Source organism: Bartonella sp. DB5-6, assembly GCF_000278115.1.
Lineage (GTDB): Bacteria > Pseudomonadota > Alphaproteobacteria > Rhizobiales > Rhizobiaceae > Bartonella > Bartonella refiksaydamii.
Genome location: NZ_JH725114.1, coordinates 314,444 through 321,721, shown reverse-complemented (window position 1 = coordinate 321,721; position 7,278 = coordinate 314,444). Strand labels below are relative to the sequence as shown.

The 7,278-nt window shown below is 37.4% G+C and carries 6 protein-coding genes; 2 read left to right on the top strand and 4 right to left on the bottom strand.

The window, feature by feature from the left end:
• Window positions 1-188: 188 nt before the first annotated feature.
• From MCO_RS01375 to thiC, 4 genes are read right to left on the bottom strand one after another with little or no spacing between them, the layout of a single operon-like run.
• Window positions 189-962 carry a thiazole synthase gene (locus MCO_RS01375; protein ID WP_007552123.1) on the bottom strand — a complete coding sequence of 258 codons (774 nt, stop codon included), beginning with the start codon at window positions 960-962 and terminating at the stop codon, window positions 189-191.
• A gap of 4 nt (window positions 963-966) precedes the next feature.
• Window positions 967-1,164, bottom strand: a complete 198-nt coding sequence (gene thiS, locus MCO_RS01370) for a sulfur carrier protein ThiS (protein ID WP_007552122.1) — start codon at window positions 1,162-1,164, stop codon at window positions 967-969.
• A 3-nt stretch (window positions 1,165-1,167) separates the two neighbouring features.
• Window positions 1,168-2,118, bottom strand: coding sequence for an FAD-dependent oxidoreductase (locus MCO_RS01365; protein ID WP_007552121.1), 951 nt, complete (start codon window positions 2,116-2,118; stop codon window positions 1,168-1,170).
• On the bottom strand, window positions 2,115-3,947 hold the full coding sequence (gene thiC / locus MCO_RS01360; RefSeq protein WP_007552120.1) for a phosphomethylpyrimidine synthase ThiC: 1,833 nt from the start codon (window positions 3,945-3,947) through the stop codon (window positions 2,115-2,117). Before thiC ends, MCO_RS01365 begins: the two co-directional genes overlap by 4 nt.
• A 638-nt stretch (window positions 3,948-4,585) precedes the next feature.
• Between thiC and MCO_RS11525 the strand changes: the two genes are divergently transcribed.
• Together MCO_RS11525 and MCO_RS01350 are read left to right on the top strand one after the other, a co-directional pair.
• Window positions 4,586-4,987, top strand: a complete 402-nt coding sequence (locus MCO_RS11525) for a hypothetical protein (protein WP_007552119.1) — start codon at window positions 4,586-4,588, stop codon at window positions 4,985-4,987.
• 1,165 nt (window positions 4,988-6,152) lie between these two features.
• Window positions 6,153-7,133 (top strand): tail fiber protein, encoded by a 981-nt coding sequence (locus MCO_RS01350; protein WP_007552118.1) that lies wholly within the window; start codon window positions 6,153-6,155, stop codon window positions 7,131-7,133.
• The last annotated feature ends 145 nt before the right edge of the window (window positions 7,134-7,278 follow it).

The window sequence follows — 7,278 nt, the reverse complement described above, 5'->3', positions numbered from 1 at the left end:
TTCATAAGAGCCATTTTTACTCCTTTCTTATACAAATTTGATCCACACACTCATCCCACTTGTTATATGCAAATGAGTGGTTTTGATTGATGCAATATAAACAGGTTTGAAATGAGAGAATCTTACGATATTCGGGACTCTCACTCAACATACAAAAAAGTGAATTATCATTATAAATCAATGCGTTGTCATGAGAAGACTGCTTTTCCAATAATTGGCGTTGAAGGAACTGCTGTGTCACGTGATTCGAGAAGTCCTGCTTTATATCCCATGCGCCCTGCCTGAACAGCTTTAGAAAACGCTTCAGCCATTAAGACAGGATCAGCTGATTTGGCAACTGCGGTGTTAAGAAGCACTGCATCATAACCAAGTTCCATAGCAACAGCAGCATGTGATGGGCGTCCAATGCCAGCATCAATAACAAGAGTAACATCAGGAAGGTAAGCGCGGATAGAACGCAATCCATCGGTATTATGAGGGCCTTTGGCAGATCCAATAGGAGCACACCAAGGCATTATGACTTGGCATCCAACATCTAAGAGCTTTTCAGCAACAATGAGATCATCTGTTGTATAAGCAAAAATTTTGAAACCTTCACTGTTTAAAATTTGTGCTGCTTCGATTAAGGAAAAAACATTTGGCTGTAAGGTGTCGGGATTCCCAATAATTTCGAGTTTAATCCAAGATGTTTTAAAAAGATCGCGTGCAAGCTTTGCCGTTGTAATAGCTTCTTTAACAGTGTAACAACCAGCAGTATTGGGAAGTACTGTTATACCCAGTTCTGTAAGAAATTGCCAAAATTGTCCACCTTGTTTTCCACCTGCGGTTTCTCGACGCAACGCAACTGTTATAATTTCTGTATGAGATGTATGAATAGCATCACGAAGGATTGCTGGTGAAGGATATTGAGCCGTACCTAACATAAGACGAGAAGAGAATTTACGTCCATAAAGATCCAGCATAGTTTTAGCCCCCTTGCATTGGACTTAAAATTTCAATTTTATCTCCTTCATGCAAGACAAATTGGCTTCGTGCATTTACAGGAATAACTTCCGAATTAACAGCGGTTGCTAGCCAATTTCCTTTATAACCTAATTCTTTAAGTAAGAGATCGAGAGTGATAACCTCTGTTTGGATTTTTTCACCATTAACAAATATTTGCATGTTTTACTCCAATGCCAACTTCATTGCTTGCTTTGCCATTTCTGGAGATAAAAGAAAACCATGTCTATAAAATCCATTAATAAAAATATGATTACCATGCTTATACACGGAAGGAAAGTTATCAGGATAGCATGGACGTATACCAACCCCAGATTCAATAATTTCTGCTTCGGCAAAAGCGGGATGTAAAGTATAAGCCGCATTGAGCAATTCCATCATTGACCTCACCGATATGGCGCCATCAAAGTCACTCTCAATCATTGTTGCACCAATCATAAAAATATTATCTTGTCGAGGGACAACATAGAGTGGAAATCGTGGATGAAGCAGGCGAATTGGACGAGAAATTTTAATATCTGTACTGCGTACGAGAAGCATTTCTCCGCGTACACCTCGTATATTTTTGTCTTTTCCTAAACGTGCTATTCCGGTTGCATCAATGACAATATCAAAATTTGTTTCAGATATTTCTACATCGACAAAAGAGGCTCCACTTTTTATAAGGTTGTCTTTTAAAGTAATAAGTGCTTTGCGTGGATCAAGATGTGCTTCATTTTCATAAAAGAGTGCACAATTAAAACGTTCCTCAAGATCCGGTTCAAGATAAGCGATCTCTGTACCGTTTATCATTTTGTGATTATGTGTACGCACTGCGAATCGTTCAAGTTCTACCTTATCCCGTGTAGGAGCAACAACCAAAGTACCTTTTCGTATAACAAAATTGGGGAGCATTTTATGCCACCACTGTATAGCTTGTATACCAAGTTTTTCAACAATTTGTTCCGCATTTTCCCTTTCACAGTAAGGTGCAAGCATTCCTCCCGCATACCAACTAGCACTTCCTATAGGTGAATGAGGGGGAGCCGATAGAGTAACAGAAACACCTTTTTGCTGTAACATAAAGGCAACTGTTAATCCCCCTACTCCTGCACCTTTGATAAGAATATTCTTCAACTGTTGACACTCTTTTTTTGAACAGGAATAGCATCTACATAAAGGTCACCATTTTTTTGATATTTCTCGGACATAGCATTCATACCTTCCCCTTTCGTTTTTATTGTTTCTGCTGCCTCACGAATATCATGAGAAATACTCATAGAACAGAATTTTGGTCCACACATGGAACAAAAATGCACCAATTTATGAGCTTCTTTAGGCATTGTTTCATCATGAAAGGCACAGGCTGTTTCTGGATCAAGAGAAAGGTTAAATTGATCATACCATCGGAAATCAAATCGTGCACGTGAAAGGGCATTATCACGCAATTGTGCTCTGGGCAAACCTTTGGCAAGATCAGCAGCATGTGCAGCAATTTTATAAGTGATCACGCCAGTTTTAACGTCATTTTTATCAGGGAGTCCTAAGTGTTCTTTGGGCGTTACATAACACAACATGGCTGTTCCAAACCATCCAATCATAGCGGCACCAATTGCTGAAGTAATATGGTCATAACCAGGGGCAATGTCTGTTGTAAGAGGTCCCAAAGTATAAAAAGGTGCCTCATGACAGAGATTGAATTGCTGTTCCATATTTTCTTTAATTTTGTGCATTGGGACATGCCCAGGTCCTTCAATCATAACCTGTACGTCTTTTCCCCAAGCAATTTTTGTCAATTCTCCCAAAGTTTTAAGTTCAGCAAATTGCGCTTCATCATTAGCATCGGCAATAGAGCCAGGACGCAATCCATCCCCCAAGGAAAGAGAGATGTCATAAGTGCGTGCAATATCACAAATTTCATTAAAATGTTCATAGAGAAAGCTTTCTTTGTGATGATACAAACACCATTTTGCCATAATAGAACCACCTCGTGAAACAATACCTGTTACCCGATCAATAGTGAGAGGGATAAAAGGTAATCTTAATCCAGCATGAATGGTAAAATAATCAACACCTTGTTCTGCTTGCTCAATAAGGGTGTCTCGGAAAATATCCCATGTTAAATTTTCAGCAATGCCTTGTACTTTTTCGAGCGCTTGATAAAGAGGAACAGTTCCGATGGGAACTGGTGAATTTCGAATAATCCACTCACGAATATTGTGAATATTCCGCCCTGTTGAGAGATCCATAACTGTATCTGCTCCCCAACGAGTGGCCCAAACCATTTTATCAACTTCTTCTGCCATAGATGAAGTAACTGCTGAATTGCCAATATTGGCATTAATTTTAACACGAAAATTGCGTCCAATAATCATTGGTTCACATTCTGGATGGTTGATATTTTGGGGAATAATAGCACGCCCGCAGGCAATTTCATTACGAACAAACTCGGCAGTATAAATTTCCGGTATTGATTTACCAAATGATGCATCTGGTTGCGTTGTTTGCTGTTCTTTTATTGTTAGTCCTTCATTTTCTCGTATAGCCACGTATTCCATTTCAGCGGTAATGATACCTGCGCGTGCATAAGCCATCTGTGTAATTGCTCTATCTTTTTTTGCTCGCAAAACAGGCTGTTTTTGTTCAAAGGCTGGTATAGGGATTTGATTATAAGCTACTCCATTATCTTCGGGTTTGATTGGTCGTGCAGTATAAGGCTCAGTATCAGCACGCTTAGAGAGCCAAGCTGAGCGAATTGCTGGCAAGCCTTTTGTAATATCAATGATCATATTTTTGTCAGTGTAAGGACCAGAAGTATCGTAGATGTGTAAAGGTTTTTCGCTACTGTCTGTTAATGAAATTTCACGCAATGGTACACGCACATCGGAGAAGAGGAGGCTCTGTTGATAAATTTTACGTGAGGCCGAGAAGGGGTTGCAACTAATTGATAGAATATTTTTTTGCATATAAACTTTTTCCTTATAAACACATAGTTAAAAAAACAGGTTGCAATGTTCATAGAGAAACATTCAAATTATCAATCACGTGTGCTTGCATTAAGGAGTGTATGTAGTATGGTCTTATACCAAGACACACCAGATAAAAATCAAGAAACTTTATTGAAAAAATTGATGCAATAGCTCTCATAATATTAGCATTATCCCCCACTTAAAAAATTTTTACTTAAAAGGATATGGTTGGCTTAAATGCTTATATTGTCAATCCCAAAGATATATCTTTAACGGTTTTTATATATTTTGTAGAAATGAAAGCGGGTACCATGAAGTAATTAACTATAAAGTTTTTATAAACAGACAGATAAGATTTAAAAATTATTGTTAAGGGGAGAGTGGATGGTTTATGGATTTTTTAAAGATTTTTGCTTCTTATCCTTCATTGATGCTTTAAAATAGTTGGGAAAGCAAGAGAAGCCAAAGGATGCATTTCACGTGTAAAATGTTATGTGAGTCCTATTTATCGATTGGCAATAGAATAGAAATGGGCGCTAAGCGTTTTGGTTTGATCTTACAAGAGGTAAACATTCTCTTGCTGGCACTTAATATAGAGCAACTTTATTAGCAAGGTTAGCTTTCTCAAGGGCAATATGACGCTGCGCAACAATATCTATAAATCAAAAGCGTTTATTTATGTGCAAAAGGCTTATTTGGTACTGTTTATTATAAATCAGTATCTTGCCATGAGGATGATAGGGTGTATGCAAATAGCGCTTTTGGTAAATGGCACCAGACAGATTAAGGTTTTACAAAGTTTATACCGATATTTAAAGGCAAAGCAGAAGGTCCGTGCGGCTTTGGAAGAAAGAGGAACTAAAAAGACAAGATTTTATACTTTGATAGAAGCTTTAAAAAGCCATACATTAGGTATTGGAGGGATATCTAGGCTCAATCTTTGTGCTCATCAGTTTCAGAATTTGCTCGCCGAGAGTTCTTTGGAAGAGATTAAATGGGACATTGAAAGCTATGACTTCGTAAAGAACTATTATTAAGTTGAGTAATTACCAATTTGGCGAATGCTTACTCTGGTATTGTAATGAGAAGGGTGGATGCCGATAATTGCATGATGCTATTCAGAAGAGTTTATTATCCTTGCAAAAGAATTCTATATATAATAGAATACATAGAAAAGTAGTGGTGCTAAGTGTGGGAGGGCAATAGGCGACTACAGCGAGTTGGTTTTCAAAGATCAGTAATGCGCATTTTATAGAGGATGGGGGGAGTTGGTTCGTATTTTTCAATTCACGTAAAGAGATCGGATATATCTTCCAGATTTGATGAAGGTATGCTGTGTATCTTTAACCCATTTATATAGGGTATATCATTCCTAGATTAAGTTAAAGGGCAACGAATTTAACAGATTAAGAACATCTTCTGTGGTGAGATAGACTGGAACAAGAAGTGCTCGAAAAAGGTGCCGATGTTTATCTGGTGAAGCTAGTTTCGGGAACAATTTAACAAAACAGGGTATGTTTTAAAAGGTATCTGCGTGCAAATAAAGATGTAATGTATAATGCAAAATGTCCGGAACAAACTTTTACAATTTGTTTGGTACAGATGATAGTCAAAAAAATTGTAGTCTATTTTTAATAAAAATAAAGCAAAACAAACTATAAAAATTTTACAATCATAGCTCAAGAGACAGAGGTTGTTTGTTCAAAATATAGGGATAAAATATAAGAGAGATGCTATAGAGTATTTCTGACTGGAAAGTTTTAAGATAGTGAAAAGGTTAGAAAATAGTGTAGGTCTCATTAAAAGTCCAAATAGGTCAGTAGTTTCCTATGAGTTTGATAAGTTATTATATTCAATGATGATGATATGAAATCCAGAGCAAGGGATTTTGTGAACAATATTTGTAAACTTTACAATAAGATGAAAAGTTTAAAAATACAATCGCATAACTACAATAAAGCAACAATGGGTAAGCAATGTCAAATGAAGTGATTACATTGCAATGGGAGGCATTGATACTGATGTTATAAATAAAGTGTGATGGATTTAGTTTATTTAATTGTAAGAAGTGCAGAAAATAAAATGAATAAATATGGGTAGTGCAGCAGTATGTAATGTATCAACGAAGAATTGTGGGAGAGCTATATTCTGGTGCACGGAAAAGAAATTTCTAGAAGGGTTATTGAGATAAGGGGGATTATAATGTCTGATATTTACGATTGGTCACTAAAGGCCGATGAGAATGCCCATTCAGATAGTATCATTAATTGGGCAGAAGGTCAGCCACCTAGTTCTGTCAATGATAGTGCGCGGGCGATGATGCAGCGTATGCGTGAATATCTTGCAGATAGTGGTGGCTCTATTGGCTCAAATTTTATGGTAAATGCGGAAGATAAAACAACATTGATCACGTTGAAAACAGCTTCACCTATAGCGAAATATAAAAATGATATCATAATACGTTTTAAGTCTCGTGGTGTGAACGTCGGCACAACGACGATAACAGTTAATAGCTTAGGGGAGAAGCCACTCTATAAAGCAACCGGTGTGGGTGTTATCCCATTAGAAGGCGGAGAGTTACAAACAAATGGTATCTATGAGATAGTATATAATAGCAATGTTTCAATGGTAGATCGTGATGGTTGGTATTTATTAAATCCTACACCTCTTCCACCACCAAAGATAGAAACCTTTCCTTGCGGGTTTATTGCAACTTTTGCTATGCAAGAAATCCCAAACGGTTGGCTTTTATGCGATGGTGCTACCTATGAACGCAAAGATTATCCGCAATTATTCAAGGCAATAGGTGATAAATGGGGAAAAGACAGTGATACAACCTTTAAAGTTCCTGATTTTAGAGGAATGTTTTTACGCGGTTTTGATGATGGTCGCGGTCTAGATGCAGATAGACTGTTTGCAAATGAGCAGCAAGATAGCATTAAATCACATACGCATATTTGCACCATTAAAGAGGCAGGTAAGCATACGCACAATTTTCAGTATGCTGGAGTTGGATGGAGTGCCAATGATATTGGCAGAAGGAACCCCTCTTATCACTATCAAACCATTACAGGGACCACACAAACAGCTGGTGCGCACACGCATGAAGTAACTCTTTCTTCAACGGGTGAAGCAGAAACGAGACCTGTTAATACAACGGTTGTTTATGCAATAAAATCATAAAGCTATTGGCTAATAAATAATTTATTCGTCATTGATGATTTTGTTAACGCGGAGTAAATCCGCGTTACTTTTTTATGTAAATAATTAAAGAGTTCACGTGCTATTAATTAATAAGATACTTGAGAGTGTTTAAAAACACTCTTTG

What these genes read in the sequence shown, in the direction of transcription:
- thiC (WP_007552120.1), bottom strand. Translation starts at nt 3,947, where the DNA reads ATGCAAAAAAATATTCTATCAATTAGTTGCAACCCCTTCTCGGCCTCA.
- MCO_RS01350 (WP_007552118.1), top strand. Translation starts at nt 6,153, where the DNA reads ATGTCTGATATTTACGATTGGTCACTAAAGGCCGATGAGAATGCCCAT.
- MCO_RS01375 (WP_007552123.1), bottom strand. Translation starts at nt 962, where the DNA reads ATGCTGGATCTTTATGGACGTAAATTCTCTTCTCGTCTTATGTTAGGT.
- thiS (WP_007552122.1), bottom strand. Translation starts at nt 1,164, where the DNA reads ATGCAAATATTTGTTAATGGTGAAAAAATCCAAACAGAGGTTATCACT.
- MCO_RS11525 (WP_007552119.1), top strand. Translation starts at nt 4,586, where the DNA reads ATGACGCTGCGCAACAATATCTATAAATCAAAAGCGTTTATTTATGTG.